Origin of the sequence: Pseudomonas mendocina, assembly GCF_003008615.1 — a bacterium.
Lineage (GTDB): Bacteria > Pseudomonadota > Gammaproteobacteria > Pseudomonadales > Pseudomonadaceae > Aquipseudomonas > Aquipseudomonas mendocina_C.
The window spans coordinates 3203010-3226620 of the sequence record NZ_CP027657.1; the positions used below are offsets into that span (position 1 = coordinate 3203010).

A 23611-nucleotide genomic window follows, 5' to 3' on the forward strand; every position below is an offset into this window, starting at 1 on the left:
GCTGACTCATTACTGTTGTACGTCCATCGCCTCGTAGACTTTCTTCACCAGCTCTGGGTTGATCTGGGCTGCGTACTTGTCCACTACCGGCTTGATCTTTTCCTGGATGCGCGCGATTTCTGCGTCAGGCAGCGAGTTGACCTTCATGCCCGAGGCTTCCAGTTCGGCGATGGCCTTGCTGTCGGCTTCGCGGGAGATACGGCGTTGCTCCAGGCGCACTTCCATGGCGACGTCGGTCAGCAGCTTCTTCTCGTCGTCGTTGAGCTTGTCCCAGAAGCCCTTGCCGATCAGCACGATCTGCGGGTTGTAGTTGTGGTGGGTCAGGCTCAGGTACTTCTGCACTTCGTTGAACTTGGAGGCGAGGATCAGCGCAGCCGGGTTTTCCTGGCCGTCGACAGTGCCGGTCTCCAGGGCGGTATGCACCTCGGTGAAGGGCAGTGGGGTCGGGTTGGCACCAAGGGCCGACCAGACATCGAGGAACAACGGCGACTGCTGCGCCCGAACCTTGAGCCCGGCGATGTCTTCCATCTTCTCTACCGGGCGTTTGTTGTTGGTCAGATTGCGTACCCCCAGCTCCCAGAACGCCAGGCCGACCAGGTCGTGTTGCGGCAGTTGGTCGGTGAGCATCTTGCCGACTTCGCCGTCGAGCATGGCGTCGACCTTGGCGGTGTCGGTGTAGAGGAACGGGAAGTCGAGGATGCCGAAGTCGGTGATGTGGTTGAGCATCAGGCCGGCGTTCCAGGTCATCATCTCGACCACGCCGCCCTGCAGTGAAGAGAGCACCTGCACATCACCGCCGAGCACGCCGTTGGGGAAGGTGCGTACCTTGATCTTGCCGCCGCTGCGTTCGGCAACCTTCTCGGCGAACAGCTCCATGCCGATGGCGGGCGGTGTGCCCTTGGGGCTGGTGGCGGCGAACTTGATGGTGCGCGCGTTGTACTCGGCGGCGAAGGTCATGCTGCTGGCCAGCAGCAGGGTAGCGAGGAGCGTCAGTTGCTTTTTCATGGTGGAGCCCTTCTTGTTGGCTGTTGTTATTCGGTGAGCGTTATTTGGCGAACCATTGCGCCGGGACGGTGACCAGTTCGGGGAAGGCCACCAGCAGGAACAGCACGATGATTTCGGCGATCAGGAACGGGAACGTGCCCTTGAGCAGCGCTTCGTAGCGCATTCGCCCGATGCCGCAGACCACGTTGAGTACGGTGCCCACAGGCGGGGTGATCAGGCCGATCGAGCAATTGATCATGAACAGCACGCCGAAATAGATCGGATCGATGTCGGCGGCGGTGACCACGGGCACCAGGATCGGCGCGAGCAGCAGCACGGTCGGGGTCAGATCCATGACCATGGAGATCGCCAGGATCAGCAGCATCAGCACCAGGATCAGCAGCTTCGGGTTGTCCATCACCGGCTGGATCAGGTCGATGATCTGCCCGGGAATATCGGCGATGGTGATCATCCAGGCCGGGATCGAGGCAGCAGCCACGAGAAACATCACCGCGGCGGTGGTCTTGCCGGCGTTGAGCAGCACCTCGTTGAGCTTCTTCAAATCCAGCTCGCGGTAGATCAGGGTCGAGACCAGCAGCGCGTAGACGCTGGCCACGGCCCCGGCTTCGGTCGGGGTCACTACGCCGAAGCGCAGGCCGACGACGATGATCACCGGCAGCATCAATGCCCAGATGCTGTCGACGAAGGCTTTCAGGCGCGCCTTGCCGGAGGCCTTCGGGCTCAGCTCGACATCGGTATCGCGACGTGAGACCAGCCACCAGGCCACGCACAGCGCCACGGCGATCATCAGACCCGGGGCGATGCCGGCGAGAAACAGCTTGGTGATCGACAGGCCGGAGGCCACGCCGAGCACCACGAAGCCGATGCTCGGCGGAATGATCGAGCCCAGCACCGAGACCGAGGCGATCAGGCCACCGGAGCGGTTCTTGTTGTAGCCGGCGATGACCATCATCGGTAGCAGCAGGGCGGTCAGTGAGGCGGCGTCAGCCAGCGCCGAGCCGGACAGGCTCGACAGCAGCACGCCGGCGAAGATCGCCACGTAGCCCAGGCCGCCACGCAGGTGGCCGACCATGGCGATGGCCAGGTTGATGATGCGTTTGGACAGTCCGCCGTTGTTCATCACTTCGCCTGCGATGATGAACAGCGGGATCGCCAGCAACGGGAAGCTGCCTGCGGAGTTGATGATGTTCTGCGCGATGATCTGCCCATCGAACAGGCCCAGCAGCCACATCAGCGCCACGCCGCAGAGGATCAGCGCATAGGCGATGGGGGTGCCGATGAGGATGGCGGCCATCAGCACGCCAACGAAGACGGTGAGGGCCATTACTTGAGTACCCCGGTTTCTTGAGTAGGAGCCAGCGGTGCTGGGCTGTCACTGATCTGCTGGGTATAGGTGCCGGCCGGCTTGCGCAGGCTGTTCAGCAATTGCGCGGTGATCAGGCCGAAGCTGAATACCGAGAACACCAGCCCGGCACCGTAGAACAGCGCCATGGACACGCCGGTCGACGGTGCCCCGACATGCAGGTTGATCAGCGTCTGCTTCCAGCTGCCCTGTAGGAACAGCCAGGTGACGTAGAGCATCAGCACCTGGCTGAGCACCAGCATGCCCTTGGCGACCTTGGGCGACACACGGCTGGTCAGCATGTCGACGCCGATATGGCCGTTTTCATGCAGCATCAGCTGTGCACCAGCGAATACCAGCCAGACGAACGCCAGGCGGGAGATTTCTTCACTGAAGAACAGGCCCGAGTTGAAGCCGTAGCGCAGTACCACATTGAGAAAGATCAGCACGGTGATACAGACCAGGGTGCTGCAGATCAGTACTTTCAAGGTGCTGAAATAAAGGTTGAGGATGGTTTTCACGGTGTTCTCTCCAGCGGAAAGGCAGTCGAGAGAAATAAGGAAGTTGCGTTCTTGTTGTCTTGCGAACTTGTGAAAGTTCGTGATCGGGCCTCTTCGGCCGAGTGGGCGTCATTGGGCATGTGTCACCTTTATTCTTATTGGTCATACGTTGTCGTATGAGGTGTGACGATTTTTTTCTGAATGCGCGATGCTGTCACGCAGAGTCGGATTCAATGTTTTTATTAGGCTGATAAAAGCCGGAGGGCGCAGTGGGTGTGCACGTTTATTGTGCGTGCGCAGCAATAGCCAACCTGGCTTTCAGGTTCGCTGATGCCAGTGTTGGCAGGACTTTGAGAGGGATTCAGGCAGGCGTGCGCAAGGGCGCAATGCCGCGCCAGTAGAATGTTCGCGGCAGCGTTTTGGCGTCACCCAGAATAGTGTCCGAGTGACGGGAGAGCAAAAGTCCTTTTGCATGGTGAAATTCTTGGTGGGGTATTCTGGGGTAGCGAGTATTTCCGTTGGATCGTGTTTTTTTTTGTTTGTGATAGTTGCTTTATTTAAATTTTTTGTGGTCTTTGGCGCCTCAGGCGAACTGCGGTAGCCACAGTGCCAATTGCGGGAAACATATAAGTAGAGTGATAAGTAGCAAGAGCGCGAAGCAGAAGGGCAGTGCGCCGTACACCACATCCATGAAGTTGCCTTTGCCACGAATGCTCTGTACCACGAACAGGTTCATGCCGAAGGGCGGCGTTATCTGCCCCATTTCACAGAGCACGATCAGAATCACGCCGAACCACAATGGGTCGAAGCCCAGTGCGACGATCACCGGCACCACCAGTGGTGCGGTGGTGATCAGCATTGCCAGGGTGTCCATGAAACAGCCAAGCACGATGTAGAAGAGGATGATCGCCAGCAGCGTGGCCATCGGTGATAGCTGCAGGTCGGTGACGAAGGTGACCAGCGACGAGGTCAGCCCGATGGCTGACAGCACGAAGTTGAGGAAGAACGCCGCCAGGGTGATGAAGATGATCATGCCGCTGGTACGCATGGTCGATTCGAACGCCTGGCCCAGCGTCTGCCAGGTGAAGGCGCGGCGCCACAGGCCCAGTCCGAAGGCGGCGAGCACGCCCAGCGCGGCGGACTCACTGGCAGTGGCGAAGCCGCTGTAGATGGCGCCGACCACCAGTACGAAAATCGCCAGCGGTGGTAGCAGATCCGGTATGCAGGCCAGGCGCTCGGCCCAGCTGGCGCGCTGACGATGGCCGCCCAGTTCGGGGCGGATCAGGCAGGCCAGCACGATCATCGCCACGAACATGAAGCACAGCAGGATGCCGGGAATGGTTGCCGCGAGGTACAGCTTGGGCACTGACAGGTTGGCGATCAGGGCGAACAGGATCATGTTGATCGACGGTGGAATCAGAATGCCCAGAGTGCCGCCGGCGGCGATGGAACCGAGGAACAGCGGCGCCGGGTAGCCCTTGCGCTCCTGTTCCGGCAGCGCCAGGGTGGAGATGGTCGCCGCGGTGGCGACGCTGGAGCCGCTGGTGGCGGAGAACAGCGCCGAGGCGCCGATGTTGGAGTTCATCAGGCCGCCCGGCAGCCACGACAGCCATTTGTCCGCCGCACCGTACATGCGCCCGGCCGCACCGGAGCAGACCAGCAGTTCACCCATCAGGATGTACAGCGGAATGGCCACCAGGAGGAACTCGGCACTGGTGCTCCAGGCGATTTCACCGAGCGCGCTGGTCAGTGGCAGGGTCGAGTAGAACTCGGCCAGCGATATGCCGAGCAGGCCGACGCTGACGGCTGCCGCCACGCTGACGGCGAGCAGGCCGAGGAGTACGAGTAGTGTGAAGAGCAGCATCTAGCGCGCCCCTTTGTCAGTGTCGAAACGGCTGGTAGGGACTTCCTCACGGATTTCCTCTTCCACCGAGTGGATGCCGATCAGTGCATTGACCGCCGCCAGACGCTGCTGGCGTATCTGTGCCAGGCTGCTCCAGCCCAGCATCACGATGGTCACGGCGAAGAACAGGTAGCCGGCGAACCACAGCGACTGTGGTATCCACAGCGGTACCTGCAGCGGCGTGGTGGATACGGAGCGGTAATGAATCGAATCCATCAGCACCTGGCTGCTGTGCCAGAGTAGGGCGCCGACGAACACCGCCATGCCGAGCAGGGCCAGCAGATCGAGGCCGACCCTGGGCTTGAGCGGCAGGCGCGAGTAGAGGATGTCGACGCGGATGTGCGAGCGCTTGAGCAGGGCAATGGGGAACGCCCAACTGCTGACGATGGCCAGCACGTAACCGGCGATCTCGTCGGCGCCCCCCATGGAGATGCCGAACAGCTTGCGCAGGATCAGGTCGAGGCTGATCAGAAAGGCGCAGGCCAGCAGGGTGATACCGCCGATCCAGGCGCTGGCGCGAGCGATCAGGTGAATGGGCGTTAACTGCTTGTGCATGGGCTTTCCCCCGTTCAGCTGCCGCTGGTGCTCAGATGGGTACCGATGGCCTTGCCGACCGTGGCGTTCCAGCGTTCCACGCAGTCCGTGCCGCAGCGCTTGCCCCAGGTTTCGGCGATCTTCATCACGGCCTCGTGCAGGCGTTGTCTTTCCTCTGCACTCGGTGCATTGGCCTGCATCTGTGCGGGGCGATGGATCTGACAGTCGCCGACACCGGTGTTGCAAGCCAGGGCATAGCGGTTCTCGCGCGCGGTTTCCTGCCACAGGGCGTCTTCCAGCACTTGCGCCTGCTCCAGCAGCAACTGCTGGGTCGCCTCTGGCAATTGTTTCCAGCGCTTGAGGCCGATGCCGTAGAAACCGAGCGACCAGTCCACTGGCAGGTTGTAGAGGTGGTTGGCCACTTCGTACCACTTGGCGGCATTGCCCGAGCCGATGCCGGTCACCGCGCAGTCGATGACGCCGGTCTGCATGGCGGTGACCACTTCGGCGAACGGCAGGGTAATCGGTGAAGCGCCTAGCGCGGCGACCAGATCGGCCATGTTGCGGCCGCGTACGCGCACCTTGCGTCCGCGCAGGTCGTCGAGCGCGTCGACGGCATCGCGGCAGAAGAACACCTGGGCGGTATAGGGCACGGTGGCCAGCAGCTTGACGCCGTGGCGCTCGGCCATGCGTTGCTGCAACACCGGCTTGTAGGCATCGGCAATACGCCGGGCGGTGTCGATGTCGCCGGCCATGCCGGGAAGGTCGATGCCTTCGAAGGCGGGGTCGTCACCGGCGACGAAGGCGAACACGCCCATGCCGACTTCTACTGCGCCGGAGCGCAGCAGGCGCACCATCTCCGGGCCCTTGAGGCCGGTTTCCGAGAGGCCACGCAGGCGGGCGGTGATTCTGCCGCCGGAGCTGGCTGGCAGCGTCTGGCTCCAGAATGGTCGCTCGACCGCGCGGAAGCTGTAGTTGTGGCTGCCGCCACCGATGACATTGAGCTGAAGCGTTGAGTGCTCCTCTGCCGGGCTGCTGGCGGCGAACGCACAGGCGAGCACGGCGAGAACCACTCCGTGGAGCAACTGCAGTTTCATGGTAGTCCTTTTGTTATTTTTGGAGCTACGAGGCAGAAACCTGACGATGTCCTTGGCCAGTATTGTTTTCGTGTCGCCTGGCCTGGCAGGTGTTGCGGCGCCAGTGGCGCGGTATTCGTGTTGCGCGAGTGTCAGCGCGGCTGGATGGCGGCGTCGATGACGGCGCGAGAGCCTACGATATCGGGAAATTTCTCGCCATTGGCGAGCCGTGCCAGGGTGTGCTTTTCGTTGTTCTGGAAGTCGATGGCGCGCTGCGCCAGCGGCAGGGCCAGGGCCAGAGGCAGGATGACGATGCCGTTCTCGTCTGCGATCACCGCATCGCCTGGATGCACCACGACACCACCGCATTGCACCGGGGTGCAGAACTCGCCTTCCTCACCTTTCACCCGCGTGGTGATGGCGCTGGCGCCCCACGACCAGATCGGTACGCCATGATCGCGAAGCTCGCCGAGGTCGGTGACGTAGCCATCGATAACGATCCCGGCGATGCCGGCCTGCTTGGCCGCGTAGGCCATCGCACCGCCCATGGCGGCGGTCACGCTCTCGCCGCAGCGATCGACGATCAGGAAGTCGCCAGGTCTGGCGCAGCCCATCGCGTAATGTAAGATGCCGCCGTCCGCGCCGGGCATCTTCACCGTCACGGCGGTGCCTACGCAGCGCAGATTCTTGAAGTGCGCGCGGATGCGCGGGTTCAATATGCCGGTGGTGATGAAGTGGCCGATGGTGGCCGGTTCTGCACCGGCAAGCACGTCCAGCACGTTCTGCTCGATCGGTTCTGGCAAGGCTTCAATGATGTACATGCGTTGTACTTGTCCGCTTCATCCGAGAGGTTGAACCGGATGCTAACAAGCCTGTTTTTGTGACGATAATAAAAACGGGCGACCAGAACAGAGGGCGATTTTTATCATGCGTATTACCCTGATGCAGATCGAAGCCTTCTACTGGACGGCACGGCTAGGGGGTGTTCATGCCGCCTCGCGCCACCTGCATCTGACCCAACCGGCCATCTCTTCACGTATCCGTGAAATGGAGTCGCTGCTCGACGTCAAATTGTTCGACCGCAGCAAGCAGCGCATGACTCTTACTCCCGACGGCCACATCGCCCTGCGCCATGCCGAGCTGGTGTTGAACAACAGCACCAAGCTGGAACAGTTCGCTGCCAAGCAGAAGCAGCATCGCCGCCTGCGCCTGGGGGCCGACGAGTGTTCGGCGATGGTCGGTCTTACGGCGGTTATCGCCGAGATCAAGGCGCATTTCCCGGAGATCACCCTGGAAATCACCATCGACGTCGGTGCAGTGCTCAATCGCAAGCTCAACGACCACGAACTGGATCTGGCGCTACTGACCAACCCGGCGACCCGTGAGGACGTCACCGACATCTTCATCGGCTGGATGACCTTCCAGTGGGTCGCTTCGCCGCAGTTCGACATCACGGCCAACCCGTTTTTACCCGAGCACGCCAGTGGCCATCCGATCGTCACTCACTCGGCACCATCGACCTTGTACTCGGTGGTCGAGAGCTGGTTGAAGAGCGGTAACGCCAGCTCGGAAGCCTTCCACACCAGCAACTCCCTGGGGCTGATGGCCAAGCTGGTCTCCGCCGGCCACGCCATCGGCATCCTGCCGGTGCCGCTGATCCGCGAGATGCTGGCGCTCAACCTGCTGCGCACGTTGCCGTGCGAGCCACCGATTGCACCGGCGCGTTTCTGCGTGTCCTACATGACGGAAACGCCGGACATGCAGCTCGATGCGCTGGTATCCATTGCCCGGCAGACGTTGTTTCGCCTGCATTTTCTGGAAAACATGGAAGAGCCGGAGCTGGCGCCGCCTTTGCTCGCTGAGGACTGAGCGCGGCTACAGGGGCTTTTCCAACTGCACCAGGGCTACGCGGCTGCCATCCGGGGCGCGGCGTTCGACGATGCCGGCGGTGCGGTAGCCCATGCGCGTGTAGAGCAGCAGGCCACCAGCGTTGGCATTGAAGCAGGAGACCTTCATCAGCGGGGCCTTGTAGCGTTCGCGTGCGATCGTTTCCATGGCTTCGACCAGAAACTGAGCCACGCCCTGGCTACGTGCCCAGGGCGCCACCATCAGGTTACCCAGGGCGCAGAACTCGCCGTGCTGCCACTGGTAGAAGTTGGCGAAACCGGCGACCTTGCCGGCGCTCTCGACGACGGTGCTTTCGCGGCGTTCAGCCATGGCAGCCGCGAGCTGGCCGACGTTCAGGGGCCAGATGGCCTTGGGGTAGCAGAAGAACAGTTCATCGACGTTCTGCGGGAAACCGACCACGTCGCCGAGGTCGGCGGCAGTGGCCGGGCGGTGTTGCAGTGGGGAGTTCAAACGGTGCGATCCTTGATCAGCGGGGTGGATACTGCGAGAGAACTTGGCTGACGGTTTCGCGGATCGCCCGCTCACGTTCGGCTGGGGTTGGTGGCTGGCTACGCATGATCTGTTCGCCGCTGCCGCGCCAGACCAGTTTGCCATCCTTGGCGTCGTAGAGATCGATCTGCAGGGTCGCGACCTTGTAGTCCACACGGCGCGTTTCGGTGAAGGCCGGGCCACCCCAGTAGCCGCCCCAGTAACCTCCCCAGCCACCGCCGTATTGGGTGGTGATCTGATCCTGGCGCTCGTCGACGATCAGTACGCTCTGAACCTTGAGGTCGCCCTTGCCATCGGTTGCCTGGCGCAGGCCGCGCTGGTCGAGCTGTTCGGCGACTGCCTGGCTGATACGGGCTTCGGTGATGTCGCTCTTGAGACGGGCATCGTCTGGTTGGTAGGCGAGCTTGTCATCCATCCAGCTCCAGGTGCGGTAGGCGGCAAAATCACGGCTGGGGTCGAAGTCGCGCTCCAGACTGACGCTGGCGCAACCACTCAGCAGCAAGGTGAGGAACAGGTAGGGCAGGGCACGCATGATGGGCTCCAGTGGCAGTGAACGCATGGCGGGGATCAATAGGGAGGGTAGCCGTCCAACGCTGCGCGTATGGCGACTCGTATGGCGTCGGCCTGGGCTGACTGATTCTTGCCGGCGACAGCCTCGCCGCTGCCGGACCAGACCACCTGGCGGTCTTGTGGGTCGATCAGGTCGATGCGTACCACGGCCACCTTCTGTTCATAGGTGCGCACCACCGGCACGCCACCCCAGGCGCCGTAACGGCGATCCCAGTGGCTGCCGGCGCCATAGTAGCCGCCGATGTTGTCCTGATACTGACGCAAACGGGTTTCCTGGCTGATGCGGGCGCTGACCAGCAGATCGCCGGGGCCATTGAGGGCGGGGCGCAAGCCATACTGGTCGAGGCCGGCGCTGACGCTATCGGCCAGTTGTTCACCTCCGGCCCAGGACGCGCCGCTGGGCGGACGTCCACCCTCCCAGCTCCAACTGCGATAGCGGCCATAGTCACGTGGCGCTGCCGGATAGGCGCTGCGATCGAAGGTGGTGGCCGCGGCAGCGGGTGCTGGCGGCATCGGCAGCGACTCGGCCTGGTAGGGGTTCTGGCTTTGACAGGCCACCAGCAGTGGCAGCGTGAGTAAGGCGATGGCGGTGCGCATGGTCGTCTCCGTGGTCGCGCGCGACATTCCCGATAGGCTCAGGCTACGCCTGACTGCAGGCTTCGTCCAACGCGCCCGCAGCGCTTTCAGCGTGGCCGGCAGATCCAGTGCAGGTAGCGGCCGAGGCCCGCGAAGCTGGGGTGGCGACGGTGGGCCAGCTCCATCTCCAGCAAGTCGATCAGTTCGGCTTTGGCCTGGAATTCATGCGGCATGTAGTCGTGGAATACGCGCACGCCGCTACGGCTTTCGACCTGCCAGTACGCGTCTAGTTGCGTGCCCAGTTCGCGTGGGTCGACCGGCTGCTGTGGGGTCAGGCTCTGCTTCTCGCCGGCGAAGTGTTCCTTGCGCAGTTTGCGAAAGTGCCCCTTGAGCAGGTTGCGGTAGATCAGTGCGTCCTTGTTGTAGAAGGCCAGCGACAGCCAGCCGTCCTGCGTTGTCAGCTGGTGCAGTACCGGCAGGATCGCAGCCGGCTCGGCCAGCCACTCCAACACGGCGTGACAGAGCACCAGATCGAAGGGCTGCTGCAGTTGACCGAGTAGTTCCTGCCAGGGCGCCTGGATGAAGGTGGCGAGCTGGCCGGCTTCGGCGAAGCGTTGGCGTGCACCTTCAAGCATCGGCGCGGCGGGTTCGGTGAGCGTTATGTCGTGGCCGCGCTGGGCCAGCCACAGGCTCATATGGCCGAGGCCGGCACCGACATCGAGCACGCGCAGCGGGCGATCCGGCAGCGCTTCGGCCAGGTCGGCCTGCAACACAGCGAGGCGGATGGCGCCTTTGGCGCCGCCATAGATCTTCTCGGCGAAACGGGTCGCCAGCTCGTCGAAATGGCGATCGCTCATTTGAGGAAACGTCGTTCGTTGTCGGCGAGTTTGTCGAGCACCGCCTGGTTCATGTCGATGCCCAGTTCACTGCACAGCTGCACGAGATAGAGCACCACGTCGGCCACTTCCTGCCCCGCGTGGGCGAGCTGCTCCGGAGGCAACTGGCGGGACTGCTCTTCGCTCAGCCACTGGAAGATTTCCACCAGCTCGGCCATTTCCACGCTGGCGGCCATGGCCAGATTCTTCGGGCTCTGGTAACGGCGCCAATCGTTGTGATCGCGAATGGCATGCATGCGGGCGGTGAGTTCGGCGATGTTCATGGTGCGGCTCCTTTCGAGCCGCATAGCTTCGGCGTGAACGAGGCGCGCTGCAAGCTGCGCTTTACTTCGGATTGTCTCCCCTCTCCCGCTTGCGGGAGACGACTGCATGGATGCAGGAGGTAGGGCGACGCAGGACGCTAAAGCCGAGGGGGCGGGGGAGAGGGCTGTCCGATAACACCGGAGCCGCCTGAGCCACCCTCTCCCCAGCCCTCTCCCATGAATGGGAGAGGGGGCAGACCGTGCAAATCAGGCTTCCAACGGCTGCCAGCTCCCGGCCATATGCGGCGTGTCGTTCTCGCCGATCAGGCGAAACTGCCCGCTCGTCGCCGGCTCGCTGGCCTGCAGGGCGACATGGGTCGGCAGCAGTACCGGTTTCTGGAAACGTACCTCCACCTCGTAACCCGCCTGTGGAAGGTGCGCGTGCAGCGCGGCAAGGCTGCGCGCCTTGTTCCACAGACCATGGGCGATGGCTCGGGGGAAGCCGAACAAGCGTGCGGTCACGGCGTAAAGGTGAATGGGGTTGTAGTCGCCAGCCACGCGAGCGTAACGGCGGCCGGTATTGGCAGGGGCCGCCCAGTCGGCCAGTGACGTCAGTTGCAGTGGCTGCCGTTCGGCACGTGGTTGTGGCTGGCCGTCGAGGCGCAGGGCACGGCAGAGGATGCGGCTGTCACCTTCCCAGAGGAGACCGAGCTGATCTTCCAGGCGGGTGATCAGGCTGAAGGTGGCGCCCTTGTCGTGGGGTTGCAGATCGGTCACCTGTACGCTGATCTGGAAGGGGCCCAAACCGCCGAGCGGGCGCAACACGCGGATACGATTCTCCAGGTGCACCAGGCCCAGCAACGGGAAGGGAAAACGGCGGTCGGTGAGCAGTTTCATCTGCAGGCCGAAGGCCAGGATGTGTGGATAGACCGGTGGCAGGTAGGCGCTATCGGCGATGGCGCAGATCTGCCGGTAGCGCTGCAGATGCCTGGGGTCGACCTCCACCCGGCAACGCAGGCCCAGGTTCGGCAGCTGGCGGCCGGTCACCTTGCGCCGCAGCGCCGCGCGCAGAAACAGGCCGGGCAGGGCCGGTGGGGCATTGAGGTCGAGCCATTCGGTGGCCATGAACACTCCTCGGTAAGAATATAGATGGCAGCAGCTTAGCGTCCGGGCCTGTGCATGCATTGGCTGTATTGCCTGGCTTCGTGGCAAGCCAGTCAATCCGTCTGCCGCGCCGGTTTGCGCGCGGTAGCCCGCAGCCCCTAAGATGGCGCGGTTCACGAATAACAACAACAGCGGAAAACATGCGTGATCTGACCGACGATGTGGCGCTGATGCGCCCGGTAATCGATGCCTTGCGTGCCAGCGGTGCCGACCCTGACCGTGTGCTGGCGCGTGTTGGCCTGCCACCTGGCGGGCTGCCGGCTGGCCGCTTTCCTCATGCCGCCCAGGCAGCGTTCTGGAAGGCCGCCAGCGAAGAATGCGGCGAGGAGCATGTCGGGCTGTTTCTGGCCCAGCACCTGCCACCCTTCCATGGCCTGCTGCTGGAATATCTGTTTCTCTCCAGCGAGACCTTTGGCGCCGGCCTGCGCCATGCCTTGCGCTACGTGCGCCTGCTCTCCGATACGCTCAATGCGCGCCTGGATGTCGACGGTGAGCGAGCGGTGCTCTCGCTCGGGCTGTCGCCCGGTACACCACGGCATTTCCCCGAAATGCTGGCTGGTGCGGTGATTCGCCTGTTCTCGGCGCTGACCGAAGGCGAGTTCACGCCGCTGGAAGTGCAATTCATGCACGAAGAGGGCGCCTCTGCGGAACGCTACCAGGCTGTTTATGGCTGCCCAGTGCGCCTCGGCGCCGATGCGTATGTGCTGATTTTCGATGCCGCTGTGCTGGAAAAACCGTCGCGACATGCTGCGCCGGAACTGCTGCGTATGCACGAGTCACTGGCACGGCGGCAACTGGCCGAGGTCGAGCGACTGGATCTGGTGCGCCAGGTACGTGAGCTGATCGCCGAGTTGCTGGTCGATGGCGGTGCGACCCTGGAGCAGGTCGCCGGCCGTCTCAACATGCCGGCGCGGCGCCTGCGTGAACGCCTGGCCATGGCCGGTGTGCGCTTCAATGATCTGATCACCGACTACCGCTGCCGCCTGGCCAAGGAACTGCTGCTCAAGACCGACGAGCGCATCGAAGTGATCGTCGAGCGCACCGGCTTCTCCGAGCCGAGCACCTTCTACCGCGCGTTCAAGCGCTGGGTCGGGGAAACGCCGGTGGAGTTTCGCAAGCGCGGTAAAACGTGAGCCGATTCGGTGGGCTTTAGCCCACCAGCTCCGCTGCCTCAGGCGCCCAGCAGGCTCTGTCCACACACGCGCAGCACCTGTGCGGTCACCGCACCCGAGCCGGGCTGGGCGAACCAGGCCACGGCCTCAGCGACGTCTTGCGGCAGGCCGCCCTGGCTCATCGAGTTCATGCGCCGGCCGGCTTCGCGGATGCCCAGCGGAATGGCGGCGGTCATCTGGGTTTCGATGAAACCGGGCGCCACGGCGTTGATGCTGATGCCTTTCTTCGCCAGGGCCGGTGCCCAGGCCTGGGCCAGGCCGATCACGCCGGCCTTGCTCACCGCGTAGTTGGTCTGGCCCATGTTGCCGGCGATGCCGCTGATCGAGGCGATCAGTACCACACGACCGTTGTCGTGCAGCTTGTCGGCGTCGAGCAGCGCCTGGGTCAGTACCTGCGGGGCCTTGAGGTTGACGTCGATCACCGAATTCCAGAATGCATCGCTCATCTTCGCCAGGGTCTTGTCGCGGGTGATGCCGGCGTTGTGCACGACGATGTCGAGGCCATCAGGCAGGGCTTCGACCAGGCGCTGCGGCGCATCGTCGGCGCAGATATCCAGGGTCACGGCACGTCCACCCAGGCGCGCGGCCAGGGCTTGCAAGGCATCGGCAGCGGGAGGCACGTCGAGCAGCACCACCTCGGCGCCCTCACGGGCGAGCACTTCGGCGATGGACGCGCCGATACCGCGCGAGGCTCCGGTGACCAGCGCTTTCTTGCCGGCCAATGGGCGCGTCCAGTCCCTGACCTGTTCGCCGCAGGCACCGAGACGCAGCACCTGGCCGGAGACATAGGCGCTTTTCGGCGAGAGGAAGAAGCGCAGCGCACCCTCCAGTTGCTGATCACCGCCCTTGCCGACATAGAGCAACTGCACGCTGCCACCGCGGCGAATTTCCTTGCCCAGCGAGCGGGTGAAGCCTTCCAGCGAGCGTTGCACGCTGGCAGCGATCGGGTCTTTCAGTGACTCCGGGGCGCGGCCCAGGACGACTACGCGTGGGCACTTGTCCAGGCCCTTGAGGGCGGGCTGAAAGAAATCACGCAGCTCGATCAACTGCTCGAAACGGGTCAGGTGGCTGGCGTCGAAGACCAGGGCCTTGAGCTTGGGGCCATGTTCGGCCGTCCAGCGTGGCAGGTCGAGTTGACCATCACGGGCGGCGAACAGCTGATCGGTAAGCTTGCTGGCGAAGGGTTGCACGGCCTTGAGCAGGTCACCCTCGCCGCCCAGCAGCAAGGCGCCATCCACCGGCCTTACCCGGCCGGCCATCCAGCGTTCCAGGCGCAGCGGCGCCGGCAGGCCGAGGGCTCCGACCAGGCGACGGCCGGTAGACGAGTTGGCGAAGGCGAGGTAACGGTCGGACATGAAAGGCTCCTGCGGGCGAATCGAAAGTCGTGTCACTGTACGCGGCGGTCGGCAAAGCGCAATTGACTCTGTTGCCTCACGCGTCGGCAAGGCGGCCAATGTTCGCGGCTGTTTGAGGTTTAGCCTGTGCGGCCAGAAGGCTACAGTGTATGTCTCATATACCTAGGAGCCGGTTGACGGGCAGTAGTTCGTCGTTGGTTTTTCAGCTCTCTCGACCAGCAAGGAGTCCTCATGGCCCAGTTGCGCCGGGTCGCCATCGTAGGCGGCAACCGTATTCCGTTCGCCCGTTCCAATACCGTCTACGCCAGGGCGAGCAACCAGGAGATGCTGACCAGCGCCCTCGAAGGGTTGGTGGAGCGCTTCAACCTGCATGGCGAGCGCCTCGGTGAGGTGGTGGCCGGTGCGGTACTCAAGCATTCGCGCGATTTCAACCTGACTCGCGAGTGCGTGCTGGGCTCGCGCCTGGCGCCGGAAACGCCGGCCTACGACCTGCAGCAGGCCTGCGGCACTGGGCTGGAGGCAGCGATTCTGGTGGCCAACAAGATCGCCCTCGGGCAGATCGACTGCGGCATCGCGGGTGGTGTCGACACCACCTCCGATGCGCCAATCGGTGTCAACGAGGGGCTTCGGCAGATTCTGCTGGAGGCCAACCGCGGCAAGAGCACCGGCGACAAGATCAAGAGCCTGCTGAAGATTCGTCCGCGCCACCTGGCGCCGCACATTCCGCGCAATGGCGAGCCGCGCACCGGGCTGTCGATGGGGGAGCACTGCGAGCTGATGGCGCAGCGCTGGGCCATCCCGCGCGACGAGCAGGATCAGCTGGCGCTGGCCAGTCACCAGAAGCTGGCAGCGGCCTATGCCGAAGGCTGGCACGATGACCTGCTGACGCCATTCCTCGGCCTGACCCGCGATCAGAACCTGCGCCCGGACATCAGCGCGGAGAAGCTCGCCACGCTCAAACCCTGCTTCGAGCGTGGGCCGCGCGGCACAATGACTGCGGCCAACTCCACGCCGCTGACCGATGGTGCCTCGGTGGTGCTGCTGGCCAGCGAGGAATGGGCCATGGCGCGCGGCCTGCCGGTGTTGGCCTACCTGCGCGATGGCGAGGCGGCCGCGGTGGATTTCGTCCAGGGCAAGGAAGGTTTGCTGATGGCGCCGGTGTACGCCGTACCACGTCTGCTGGCGCGCAACGGCCTGACCCTGCAGGATTTCGACTACTACGAGATCCACGAGGCCTTCGCCGCCCAGGTGCTGTGCACGCTCAAGGCCTGGGAGGATGCCGACTACTGCAAGGAGCGCCTGGGGCTGGAGCACGCACTGGGTTCCATCGACCGCAGCAAGATGAACGTCAAGGGCAGTTCGCTCGCCGCAGGCCACCCCTTCGCGGCCACTGGTGGACGCATCGTTGCCAACCTGGCCAAGCTGCTTTCGGTGGCAGGTGAGGGGCGCGGCCTGATTTCCATCTGCGCTGCAGGTGGTCAGGGTGTGACCGCGATCCTCGAACGGTAATCCAATACGGGTGGTCGCAAGTCATCGCGACTACTCGATGTAAGCAACTCCGTGATTCGAGCGGCCCGCGTGATGCGTGGCCGCTCTTTTTTTGGGCCGCCTTCCTGCCGTACTGGGCGCGCTCACGTTCGATGCCGTGCCACGCTGCGGTGGCCTGTCGCGCGGCAAATCACCACAGCGCCAGTTGCGCCTTTAGCGGCTAGTCTTTCAGTGCGTATTGATCCAGATCAATACGCCTTTTCGCGCTTCACCTGGCAGCCGTTCGGCTGCGGTTCACTTCATAAGAACAATTTCAGCTCGTTTGACTCCAAGACCTGGAGTCTATGGATCGGCTTTGCGTGCTCGGGCCGAAATAACCCTGAATGAGGATGTGACATGTTCGGCCTAGAGGCGCTTGATCTCGCCCGAATCCAGTTTGCCTTCACCATTTCCTTCCACATCGTCTTCCCGGCCATCACCATCGGTCTGGCCAGCTACCTGGCGGTGCTCGAAGGCTTGTGGCTGAAGACCGGAAATACCCTGTACCGTGATCTCTACCACTTCTGGTCGAAGATCTTCGCGGTCAACTTCGGCATGGGGGTGGTCTCCGGCCTGGTCATGGCCTATCAGTTCGGTACCAACTGGAGCGCCTTCTCCGACTTTGCCGGCGCGGTCACAGGACCGCTGCTGACCTACGAGGTGCTCACCGCGTTCTTCCTCGAAGCGGGTTTCCTCGGTGTCATGCTGTTCGGTTGGAACCGTGTCGGGCCGGGCCTGCACTTCTTCTCCACGGTGATGGTGGCCATCGGCACGCTGATTTCCACCTTCTGGATTCTGGCGTCCAACAGCTGGATGCATACGCCACAGGGTTACGAAATCATCGATGGCCGGGTGATCCCGGTGGACTGGTTCGCCGTGGTGTTCAACCCGTCGTTCCCTTATCGCCTGGCGCACATGGCCACGGCAGCGTTCCTCGCCACGGCCTTCTTCGTCGGTGCATCGGCGGCCTGGCACCTGCTGCGTGGGCGCGACAACCCGGCGATCCGCAAGATGCTCTCGATGGCGCTGTGGATGGCCCTGCTGGTAGCGCCGGTACAGGCCTTCATCGGCGACCTGCATGGCCTCAATACCCTCAAGTACCAGCCGGCCAAGATCGCCGCCATCGAGGGGCACTGGGAGAACGTCGGTGACGAGCCAACGCCGCTGATCCTCTTCGGCTGGCCGGACATGCAGCGCGAGGAAACCCGCTTCAAGGTGGAGATTCCCGCGCTCGGCAGTCTGATCCTGACCCACAGCCTGGATAAACAAGTGCCGGCACTGAAGGAGTTCCCGCCGGAAGACCGCGCCAACTCCACTATCGTGTTCTGGACCTTCCGCGTGATGGTCGCCATGGGCCTGATGATGATCTTCGTCGGTTTGTGGGGCACCTGGCTGCGCCGTGGCGACCGACTGTACACCTGCCGGCCGTTCCTGCACCTGGCGGTGTGGATGGGCCCCAGTGGGATCATCGCCATCCTCGCTGGCTGGTACACCACCGAGATCGGTCGTCAGCCGTGGATCATTCACGGTCTGATGCGCACCGCCGACGCTTCCTCCGGGCATAGCGCGGCGCAACTGGGCGTCACCTTGGCGCTGTTCGTGGTGGTCTATTTCGCCCTGTTCGGCGCCGGTATCGGTTACATGATGCGCCTGGTACGCAAGGGGCCGAAGATCGATGAGGGCAAGGAAGTGTCGTCCGGTGGCCCTGGCCAGCCGCGCACGCCTGCGCGGCCACTGTCGGCGGCCGAAGAAGGCCTGGACGATGGCGAAACCGACACCTTGCCGGAGAGGAACTGAACATGGGTATCGACCTTTCGCTGATCTGGGCGGTGATCATTGCCTTCGGCGTGATGATGTACGTAGTGATGGACGGTTTCGACCTGGGCATCGGCATCCTCTTTCCCTTCGTCAAGGACGAAGGCGAGCGCGATGTGATGATGAACACCGTGGCACCGGTCTGGGACGGTAACGAAACCTGGCTGGTGCTCGGCGGCGCGGCGCTGTTCGGTGCCTTTCCGCTGGCCTATGCGGTGGTGCTCGATGCGCTGTACCTGCCGCTGATTCTGATGCTGCTGGGGCTGATCTTCCGTGGCGTGGCCTTCGAGTTCCGCTTCAAGGCCAAGGCGCACAAGCGTCACCTGTGGGACAAGGCGTTCATCGGCGGCTCGCTGACCGCGACCTTCTTCCAGGGGGTGGCGCTGGGTGCTTATATCGATGGCTTCGAGGTGGTCAATCGCAGCTTTGCCGGCGGTGCCTTCGACTGGCTGACGCCGTTCTCGGTGTTCTGCGGCCTGGCGCTGATCGCCGCCTATGCATTGCTCGGCTGCACCTGGCTGATCATGAAAACCGAAGGCCGCCTGCAGCAGCAGATGCATGACCTCGGTCGGCCGCTGATCTTCGTGGTGTTGGCCGTGACCGGTATCGTCAGCCTGTGGACGCCGCTGGCGCACCCGGACATCGCCGAGCGCTGGTTCAGCCTGCCCAACCTGTTCTGGTTCATGCCGGTTCCGGTGCTGGTGCTGCTGTGCACCTGGGCGCTGCTGCGGGCCGTGGCCAACAATGCCAACTACTCGCCGTTCCTGCTCACCCTGGCGCTGATCTTCCTCGGCTACAGCGGCCTGGGCATCAGCCTGTGGCCGAACGTCATCCCGCCGTCGATCAGTATCTGGGACGCGGCTGCGCCACCGCAAAGCCAGGGCTTCATGCTGGTCGGTGCGCTGTTCATCATCCCCTTCATCCTGATGTACACCGCCTGGAGCTACTACGTGTTCCGCGGCAAGGTTACTCAGGATGATGGCTACCACTGAAAACCTGGCCAAAGCCTGCTGCGCGTCGGCTCTGCAGCGTTAAAAGCAGGCTCGGTCTGCTCATGTACTGCTCGTACACTCCGCGTCCTCGCCTGCTTGATTCGCTGGCGCTCACCCTTCGGGCCAGCCTTTGGCTGTTACTCCCGTTGGTCGTTGTGCCTTGCATAGCGCTAGCTCGCGAGGATTTGACTCAGGTTTTGAGATAGACGGTATGACCAAGATCAAGCAAGAGAAAAAGCCGCTGTGGCAGCGCCTGGGCTGGCTGGTGCTGATTTGGGCCTGCAGCGTGACGGCCCTGGGTGTGGTGGCCTGGCTGCTGCGTCAGTTCATGAGCGCGGCGGGGCTGGGTACGCCGGGCTGAGCCCGGCGCTCCAACCGACTTCCACTCGGCCGGCATGGTCGAGTGAATATATTTGAAAATCATTTGCGTTTGTAATATTTTCTCGTGCTTTCCCGGCACCGAGAGCCGTTCGTGTCCCTGCCTGTCGATCCACAGCCGCCCGAAGAGCTGTTCCGGCGTAACTCGTCGGAGCTGTTGCGTTTCTTCACCCGGCAGACGCGTTGCAGCGAACTCGCCGCCGACCTGCGCCAGGAAACCTGGCTGCGCCTGCAAGGACGCCAGACCGAGGAGATCGGCAACGTGCGCGCCTTTCTCTACCGCATCGCACGCAACCTGCTCATCGACCACCACCGTCAGCAGCAGATTCGCCCGCAACTGACGTCGCTCGACGAGGCGCTGGAAAGCGAGCTCCCCGAACCAGAGCGTGCCACCGAGGACAGCCGACGATTGGCTCGCCTGCAAGCGTTGATGGAGGAGCTGCCGGAACACCTGCGCCAGGCGTTGCTGTGGAATCGCCTCGATGGCATGACCCAGCGCGAGATCGGTGAACGCCTGGGCGTCTCGGAAAGTATGGCCGGACGCTATATCCTCAAGGCCCTCGAATATTGCCAGGAACGCATGGATGACCAGCCATGAATGAGCCAGACCTGCGCAGCCAGGCCCGGGAATGGCTTGTGTTGCTGAATTCCGGGCGTGCCAGTGCGGCCGAACGCGAGGCCGCCGAGCGCTGGCGTCAGATCAGTGCCGAGCACGCCAGCGCACTGGCCGAGGTGGAACGACTGTGGGGGTTGCTCGGCCATGTCGAGCGACCGGCTGCTGTTGTGCAGCCGCTGCCGCGTCGCGTGCGGCGCTGGCCGCTGCCCCTGGCGACCGCCGCCTGCCTGCTGCTCGCCCTGTGGCTGGCGCCGCCGGGCTGGCATGCCGATGTGCGCACCGAGGTCGGTGAAATCCGTGAGGTGACGCTCGAGGACGGCTCGTTGCTTCACCTCAATGGTGCTACCGCCCTGGATTGGAACGCCAATGCCGAGGGCCAGCGCCGGGTGCGCCTGTACCGTGGTCAGGTGGATTTCCAGGTGGCGGCCGATGCGAGCCATCCGTTCATCATCGAGGCCGGCGATGCGCGCATTCGCGTCACCGGCACGCGCTTCGACGTCAACCTGCTGGGCGAGCAGGTGATGCTGGCGGTCAGCGAAGGGCACGTGCAGGTCAGCGATGCCGATGGTAACGAGCGCGCCGTGCAGGCTGGTGAGCAGGTCACCTGGCTTGCTGGCCGCCTGCAACCGCTGCAGCCACTGGATGCTGCACGTGCTCTGGCCTGGCAGCGGGGTCGCCTGGTATTCCGTGATCGCCCGCTGACTGAGGTATTCGAGGAGCTGGAGCGCCAGCAGGCGCAGCGGGTACTGTTTCTCGATGGCCAGGCGCGTGAGCTGAAGGTGACCGGTGTGTTCGCCTTGAACGATCCACAGGCCGTACTACGTGCTATCGAAACGGCTTTGCCAGTCAAACTGACCCGCTTGCCGGGAGTGCTGCTGGTGTCCTCGAAAGGCTAACCACGTCGTTTCCAGATTGCACTCCCGTAGCCCGGATGCAATCCGGGGCGTTTCGGCGCGGCTATCCCCGGATTGCATCCGGGCTACGGGAATCTTTTCAAAAATATTTGCAGCATCGGTTCAGGAATGCACTGCGCCCTCGTCTTCTGTTTCTGCAAATGCGACTTCTTCGCATGAATAGCCAGCAGAGCACAGGACATCAGCATGCGTTCGATTCCCTTCTTCCCGACGTTGATCGCGCTTTCCCTCGGCCTTGCCGTCGCGCAGGTGCAGGCCGTCGAACTCGACATTCCGGCCCAACCCCTGGATTCGGCGCTCACTGATTTTGCCGAGCAGGCCGGCATCCGCCTGCTGTACGACGCCAGCCTGACCCGTGGCGCAACCAGCAGTCGGGCGCTCAAAGGCGATTACTCGGTGGACGAGGGATTACAGCAGTTGCTGCGGGGCAGCGGCCTGACCTTCAGCGTCGGCGTCGACGGAACCGTCACTCTGATCCCTGTGCCTGACAACGGCGATACGCTGGAGCTGGGTGCCACCACTGTCAGTGGTCAGCTCGATGGCCGTCGCGACTTGCCCAGCAGCTACGCCGGCGGTCAGGTGGCGCGCGGTGCGAACATCGGCCTGCTGGGCAATCAGGACATGCAGGACGCGCCATTCGCCTTTGCCAGTTACACCTCCGAGCTGATCGAGACGCGTCAGGCGCAGACCCTGGCCGACGTGTTGGCCAGTGATCCGGGCATACGCCAGTCTTATGGTTTCGGAAACTTCTCGCAGGTCTTCGTCGTGCGCGGCTTTCAGCTGTACAGCGATGACATCTCCTTCAATGGCCTGTACGGCGTGCTGCCACGGCAGATCGTTTCCACCGAGGCGGTCGAGCGTGTTGAGGTGTTCAAGGGCGCCAACGCCTTCATCAACGGTGTGGCACCTGGTGGCAGTGGTGTTGGTGGTGCGATCAACGTGGTGTCCAAGCGCGCCGAAGATACCCCGACCCGCAGTTTCACCCTGGACTATGCCAATGCAAGCCGCGTGGGCGGGCACCTGGATCTCGGCCGCCGTTTCGGTGAGGACAACCGCTTCGGTGCGCGCCTGAACCTGGCCCAGCGTGAGGGCGAGACGGGTATCGATGGCGAGCATTCGCGTTTCAGCCTGGCCACCCTGGGGCTGGATTATCGCGGTGAGCGCCTGCGCCTGGCGGCTGATCTCGGCTACCAGAAGCAGCGGGTGAACGAGGGGCGCTCGGTGGTTTACCTGACCACCACCGGCACCACTTCCACGCTGAACGGCAAGGTGCCGTCGGCTCCAGACTCCAGGCACAACTACGCCCAGCCCTGGAGCTGGTCGCAGCTCGAAGACACCTATGGCATGTTCAGTGCCGAGTACGATCTGTCTCCGTCCTGGACCGCCTACCTCATCGGCGGCGGCAAGTACACGCGGGAGAATGGCGTGTACGCCTCCAGCTACGTGTACGGTGCCGACGGCGCGGCGCGCATCGGCCGCCTGTATTCGCCGCTGGATCAGGAAACCCTGAGTGTGGCCAGCGGCCTGCGCGGCGAGCTGCTGACCGGCCCGGTCAGTCATAAGATCAACCTGGCGGCCAACGGCATCTGGCAGGAAAAGCGCAATGCTTTCCAGTCCACCAGCGTCGCCAATCGGAGCTATGGCAACCTCTATGACGGGCTACCTGTACCCGTGCCGACGGCCAGCCCACCCTCCGGTGACCTGCACCACCCGGACACCACAGCCAAGGTACAGAACAAGAGCCTGGCAGTGTCCGACACCCTGGGCTTCTACGACGACCGCGTTCTGCTGACCCTGGGCGTCCGTCGCCAGTCCATCGGTGCCGATGCCTGGAGCGCGGCCAACGGTGTCCGTACTTCCAACTACCAGGAGAGCATCACCACGCCGGCCTATGGCTTGGTGATCAAGCCCACCGAGTATCTGTCGCTGTATGCCAATCGTGTGGAGTCGCTTCAGCAGGGGCCGACCGCTCCGAATGCCGCCAACAACCGTGGGACGATGTTCGCGCCTTACCGTTCCAAGCAGACCGAGGTGGGGATGAAGCTGGACTGGGGACGTTTCGGCGGCAACCTGAGCGTCTTTCGCATTGAGCAGCCGCAAGGCGTGATCGATGGCAGCGGCAATTACGGTGTGGATGCCGAGCAGCGCAACCGCGGTATCGAGCTGAGCCTGTTCGGTGAGCCGCTCCGTGGACTGCGCCTACTGGGAGGCGCGACCTGGACGGAAGCGGAACTGCGTGGCACCACGGGTGGCTATAACGATGGCAACCAAGCCGTTGGTGTACCCGAGTTCCAGTTCAACGTGGGCGCCGACTGGGACGTGCTGGGTGTGCCGGGGCTGAGCCTCAATGGTCTGCTGCTACGCACTGGTGGCCAGTTCGTTGATACGGGCAACGACTACAGCATTCCCGCCTGGACTCGCGTCGACCTGGGCGCTCGCTACAAAACCCGTCTGGACGAGCGCGCCGTGACCTTCAATGCGCTGGTGGAGAACGTCGCCGACGAGAATTACTGGGCATCGGCCAATGGCGGCTACCTGACCCAGGGCGCGCCGCGCACCTTCAAGGTCTCGGCAACGGTCGACTTCTGAGCTGGAAAGGGCCTGCCTTGGCAGACCAGCGGTTGATCCGTCTGCGCG

At 63.3% G+C, this 23611-nt stretch carries 23 protein-coding genes; 9 read left to right on the forward strand and 14 right to left on the reverse strand.

What is annotated here, in order from left to right; translation table 11 throughout:
• Positions 1-9 precede the first annotated feature (9 nt).
• From C7A17_RS14955 to C7A17_RS14985, 7 genes are all read right to left on the reverse strand, one after another.
• Positions 10-1005, reverse strand: a complete 996-nt coding sequence (locus C7A17_RS14955; RefSeq protein ID WP_106738753.1) for a TRAP transporter substrate-binding protein — start codon at positions 1003-1005, stop codon at positions 10-12.
• Positions 1006-1045: 40 nt separating this feature from the next.
• Positions 1046-2329, reverse strand: a complete 1284-nt coding sequence (locus tag C7A17_RS14960) for a TRAP transporter large permease subunit (protein ID WP_106738754.1) — start codon at positions 2327-2329, stop codon at positions 1046-1048.
• Positions 2329-2868: a TRAP transporter small permease gene (locus C7A17_RS14965; RefSeq protein WP_106738755.1), complete on the reverse strand. Its 540-nt coding sequence runs from the start codon at positions 2866-2868 to the stop codon at positions 2329-2331. The genes C7A17_RS14960 and C7A17_RS14965 overlap by 1 nt, the downstream gene beginning before the upstream one ends.
• Positions 2869-3430: 562 nt before the next feature.
• Positions 3431-4711, reverse strand: a complete 1281-nt coding sequence (locus C7A17_RS14970; RefSeq protein WP_106738756.1) for a TRAP transporter large permease — start codon at positions 4709-4711, stop codon at positions 3431-3433.
• On the reverse strand, positions 4712-5305 hold the full coding sequence (locus C7A17_RS14975; protein WP_106738757.1) for a TRAP transporter small permease subunit: 594 nt from the start codon (positions 5303-5305) through the stop codon (positions 4712-4714). It abuts the gene before it with no gap.
• Positions 5306-5319: 14 nt separating this feature from the next.
• The gene (locus tag C7A17_RS14980) at positions 5320-6381 is read right to left on the reverse strand and encodes a TRAP transporter substrate-binding protein (RefSeq protein ID WP_106738758.1); all 1062 of its coding nucleotides are present in this window, start codon (positions 6379-6381) and stop codon (positions 5320-5322) included.
• A 131-nt stretch (positions 6382-6512) separates the two neighbouring features.
• Entirely contained in the window at positions 6513-7181 is a 669-nt protein-coding gene (locus C7A17_RS14985) for an RraA family protein (RefSeq protein WP_106738759.1), read from the reverse strand.
• A gap of 106 nt (positions 7182-7287) precedes the next feature.
• Between C7A17_RS14985 and C7A17_RS14990 the strand changes: the two genes are divergently transcribed.
• Positions 7288-8229 carry a LysR family transcriptional regulator gene (locus C7A17_RS14990; protein WP_106738760.1) on the forward strand — a complete coding sequence of 314 codons (942 nt, stop codon included), beginning with the start codon at positions 7288-7290 and terminating at the stop codon, positions 8227-8229.
• A 6-nt stretch (positions 8230-8235) separates the two neighbouring features.
• Here C7A17_RS14990 and C7A17_RS14995 read toward each other — a convergent pair whose 3' ends face one another.
• The 6 genes from C7A17_RS14995 to C7A17_RS15020 form a co-directional block, all read right to left on the reverse strand.
• Entirely contained in the window at positions 8236-8718 is a 483-nt protein-coding gene (locus C7A17_RS14995) for a GNAT family N-acetyltransferase (RefSeq protein ID WP_106738761.1), read from the reverse strand.
• A 16-nt stretch (positions 8719-8734) separates the two neighbouring features.
• A complete protein-coding gene (locus C7A17_RS15000; protein WP_394337071.1) occupies positions 8735-9292 on the reverse strand; it encodes a DUF4136 domain-containing protein in 558 nt (185 codons plus the stop codon).
• Positions 9293-9324: 32 nt separating this feature from the next.
• Positions 9325-9924: a DUF4136 domain-containing protein gene (locus C7A17_RS15005; RefSeq protein ID WP_106738762.1), complete on the reverse strand. Its 600-nt coding sequence runs from the start codon at positions 9922-9924 to the stop codon at positions 9325-9327.
• Between the two features lie 86 nt (positions 9925-10010).
• Entirely contained in the window at positions 10011-10760 is a 750-nt protein-coding gene (locus C7A17_RS15010) for a methyltransferase domain-containing protein (protein WP_106738763.1), read from the reverse strand.
• Positions 10757-11062: a nucleotide pyrophosphohydrolase gene (locus tag C7A17_RS15015; RefSeq protein ID WP_106738764.1), complete on the reverse strand. Its 306-nt coding sequence runs from the start codon at positions 11060-11062 to the stop codon at positions 10757-10759. The genes C7A17_RS15010 and C7A17_RS15015 overlap by 4 nt, the downstream gene beginning before the upstream one ends.
• 246 nt (positions 11063-11308) lie before the next feature.
• Positions 11309-12166 carry a MaoC family dehydratase gene (locus C7A17_RS15020; protein ID WP_106738765.1) on the reverse strand — a complete coding sequence of 286 codons (858 nt, stop codon included), beginning with the start codon at positions 12164-12166 and terminating at the stop codon, positions 11309-11311.
• Between the two features lie 179 nt (positions 12167-12345).
• On the opposite strand from C7A17_RS15020, the gene C7A17_RS15025 reads away from it, so the two are divergent.
• Positions 12346-13338 (forward strand): AraC family transcriptional regulator, encoded by a 993-nt coding sequence (locus C7A17_RS15025; protein WP_106738766.1) that lies wholly within the window; start codon positions 12346-12348, stop codon positions 13336-13338.
• A 38-nt stretch (positions 13339-13376) separates the two neighbouring features.
• Here the strand turns inward: C7A17_RS15025 and C7A17_RS15030 are convergent, their stop codons facing one another.
• A complete protein-coding gene (locus C7A17_RS15030; protein ID WP_106738767.1) occupies positions 13377-14732 on the reverse strand; it encodes a 3-oxoacyl-ACP reductase in 1356 nt (451 codons plus the stop codon).
• A gap of 231 nt (positions 14733-14963) precedes the next feature.
• On the opposite strand from C7A17_RS15030, the gene C7A17_RS15035 reads away from it, so the two are divergent.
• From C7A17_RS15035 to C7A17_RS15065, 7 genes are all read left to right on the forward strand, one after another.
• Complete coding sequence (locus C7A17_RS15035) at positions 14964-16241, forward strand: acetyl-CoA C-acetyltransferase (protein WP_106738768.1); 1278 nt, start codon at positions 14964-14966, stop codon at positions 16239-16241.
• A gap of 375 nt (positions 16242-16616) precedes the next feature.
• Entirely contained in the window at positions 16617-18056 is a 1440-nt protein-coding gene (locus tag C7A17_RS15040) for a cytochrome ubiquinol oxidase subunit I (RefSeq protein WP_106738769.1), read from the forward strand.
• A 2-nt stretch (positions 18057-18058) separates the two neighbouring features.
• Entirely contained in the window at positions 18059-19066 is a 1008-nt protein-coding gene (gene cydB, locus C7A17_RS15045) for a cytochrome d ubiquinol oxidase subunit II (RefSeq protein ID WP_106738770.1), read from the forward strand.
• 211 nt (positions 19067-19277) lie between these two features.
• Entirely contained in the window at positions 19278-19427 is a 150-nt protein-coding gene (locus C7A17_RS15050; protein WP_106738771.1) for a DUF2474 domain-containing protein, read from the forward strand.
• Positions 19428-19538: 111 nt separating this feature from the next.
• Positions 19539-20042: an RNA polymerase sigma factor gene (locus C7A17_RS15055; protein WP_106738772.1), complete on the forward strand. Its 504-nt coding sequence runs from the start codon at positions 19539-19541 to the stop codon at positions 20040-20042.
• Entirely contained in the window at positions 20039-20956 is a 918-nt protein-coding gene (locus C7A17_RS15060) for a FecR family protein (protein ID WP_106738773.1), read from the forward strand. Before C7A17_RS15055 ends, C7A17_RS15060 begins: the two co-directional genes overlap by 4 nt.
• Before the next feature lie 204 nt (positions 20957-21160).
• Positions 21161-23563: a TonB-dependent receptor gene (locus tag C7A17_RS15065; protein ID WP_106738774.1), complete on the forward strand. Its 2403-nt coding sequence runs from the start codon at positions 21161-21163 to the stop codon at positions 23561-23563.
• The last annotated feature ends 48 nt before the right edge of the window (positions 23564-23611 follow it).

Bases quoted from the DNA above. Each gene is read 5' to 3' on its own strand.
- C7A17_RS14955 (WP_106738753.1), bottom strand. From the start codon at position 1,005: ATGAAAAAGCAACTGACGCTCCTCGCTACCCTGCTGCTGGCCAGCAGC.
- C7A17_RS14960 (WP_106738754.1), bottom strand. From the start codon at position 2,329: ATGGCCCTCACCGTCTTCGTTGGCGTGCTGATGGCCGCCATCCTCATC.
- C7A17_RS14970 (WP_106738756.1), bottom strand. From the start codon at position 4,711: ATGCTGCTCTTCACACTACTCGTACTCCTCGGCCTGCTCGCCGTCAGC.
- C7A17_RS14975 (WP_106738757.1), bottom strand. From the start codon at position 5,305: ATGCACAAGCAGTTAACGCCCATTCACCTGATCGCTCGCGCCAGCGCC.
- C7A17_RS14980 (WP_106738758.1), bottom strand. From the start codon at position 6,381: ATGAAACTGCAGTTGCTCCACGGAGTGGTTCTCGCCGTGCTCGCCTGT.
- C7A17_RS14985 (WP_106738759.1), bottom strand. From the start codon at position 7,181: ATGTACATCATTGAAGCCTTGCCAGAACCGATCGAGCAGAACGTGCTG.
- C7A17_RS14990 (WP_106738760.1), top strand. From the start codon at position 7,288: ATGCGTATTACCCTGATGCAGATCGAAGCCTTCTACTGGACGGCACGG.
- C7A17_RS15005 (WP_106738762.1), bottom strand. From the start codon at position 9,924: ATGCGCACCGCCATCGCCTTACTCACGCTGCCACTGCTGGTGGCCTGT.
- C7A17_RS15010 (WP_106738763.1), bottom strand. From the start codon at position 10,760: ATGAGCGATCGCCATTTCGACGAGCTGGCGACCCGTTTCGCCGAGAAG.
- C7A17_RS15015 (WP_106738764.1), bottom strand. From the start codon at position 11,062: ATGAACATCGCCGAACTCACCGCCCGCATGCATGCCATTCGCGATCAC.
- C7A17_RS15020 (WP_106738765.1), bottom strand. From the start codon at position 12,166: ATGGCCACCGAATGGCTCGACCTCAATGCCCCACCGGCCCTGCCCGGC.
- C7A17_RS15025 (WP_106738766.1), top strand. From the start codon at position 12,346: ATGCGTGATCTGACCGACGATGTGGCGCTGATGCGCCCGGTAATCGAT.
- C7A17_RS15030 (WP_106738767.1), bottom strand. From the start codon at position 14,732: ATGTCCGACCGTTACCTCGCCTTCGCCAACTCGTCTACCGGCCGTCGC.
- C7A17_RS15035 (WP_106738768.1), top strand. From the start codon at position 14,964: ATGGCCCAGTTGCGCCGGGTCGCCATCGTAGGCGGCAACCGTATTCCG.
- C7A17_RS15040 (WP_106738769.1), top strand. From the start codon at position 16,617: ATGTTCGGCCTAGAGGCGCTTGATCTCGCCCGAATCCAGTTTGCCTTC.
- cydB (WP_106738770.1), top strand. From the start codon at position 18,059: ATGGGTATCGACCTTTCGCTGATCTGGGCGGTGATCATTGCCTTCGGC.
- C7A17_RS15050 (WP_106738771.1), top strand. From the start codon at position 19,278: ATGACCAAGATCAAGCAAGAGAAAAAGCCGCTGTGGCAGCGCCTGGGC.
- C7A17_RS15060 (WP_106738773.1), top strand. From the start codon at position 20,039: ATGAATGAGCCAGACCTGCGCAGCCAGGCCCGGGAATGGCTTGTGTTG.
- C7A17_RS15065 (WP_106738774.1), top strand. From the start codon at position 21,161: ATGCGTTCGATTCCCTTCTTCCCGACGTTGATCGCGCTTTCCCTCGGC.